1 protein-coding gene is annotated in these 1,084 nt (G+C 75.7%); it reads left to right on the forward strand.

Features of this window, described 5'->3' with window-relative positions; all coding sequences use genetic code 11:
- On the forward strand, positions 1 to 1,084 hold a 1,084-nt coding region (locus tag H5J30_RS35170), incomplete at both ends, for a M14 family metallopeptidase (RefSeq protein WP_181791851.1).

Here is a 1,084-nt window from a genome sequence, read left to right on the forward strand (position 1 = left end):
TCCTCGCGACCGTGGCCGAGGACAGCCGGCGCGTCGCCGTCGACCGCATCGGCACCACCGAGCAGGGCCGCCCGCTGAACCTCGTACGCATCGGCGCCCCCCGCCCGCCCACACCGGCGCAGGCCGCGCGGGGCAGCGTCGTCCTGCTCATCTGCAGCCAGCACGGCGACGAACCGGCCGGCCGCGAGGCGTGCCTGACCAGCCTGCGCGACCTCGCCTACGCCAAGGACGCCGCGACCCGCCGCTTCCTGGCGCGCAACTCCGTCCTCGTCGTCCCCAGCGCCAACCCCGACGGCCGCGCCGCCGACACCCGCGGCAACGCGGCGGGCGTCGACGTCAACCGCGACCACGTCGCGCTGGAGACCGCCGAGGGCCGCGCCATGGCCGCCGTCATCCGCGACTACCGCCCCGACGTCATCCACGACCTGCACGAGTTCGGCGCCGTCGAGCCGTACTACGTCAAGGACGTGCTCGCGCTCTGGCCCCGCAACCTCAACACCGACGACGGCGTCCACCGCGAGGCCCGCCACCTGACCGAGGACCACGTCTTCGCCGCCGTCGGCGAAGCCGGCTACAGCAGCGGCGTCTACGGCATCTACACCGACCCGCAGACCGGCGAGCCCATCCGCCAGGTCGCCGGCGACGGCCAGGAGCGCATTCTGCGCAACACCGCCGGCCTCAAGCACGCGGCCGGGCTGCTGGTCGAGACGCGCACCACGGCGCTCACCGACGACGAGCGCGACGACCCCGCCGCCAACCACCGGCGCCGCGTCAGCTCCCAGCTCACCGCGCTCGACGCCACGATCGCCTACGCCTCGGACCACCGCGGCCGGCTGGCGACCGCCACCGCGGCGGCCCGCGCCCGCGGCCTCGCCGACCGGGGTCCCGTCTACCTCGGCGGCGCCGACAACGAGCCGCCCGCCCCGGGGCAGATCATCGACGACCCGCCCTGCGGCTACGAACTCGACGCCGCGCAGTACGAGGAGGTCGGCGACGAACTGGCCCTGCATGGCGTCGAGGTCCGCGAACGGCGCGGCGGCGGCGCGCTGGTGAAGCTGCGGCAGCCGCTGCGGGCCCTGGTGCC

Origin of the sequence: Streptomyces phytophilus (genome assembly GCF_013870535.1) — a bacterium.
Taxonomy (GTDB): Bacteria; Actinomycetota; Actinomycetes; order Streptomycetales; family Streptomycetaceae; genus Streptomyces; species Streptomyces phytophilus.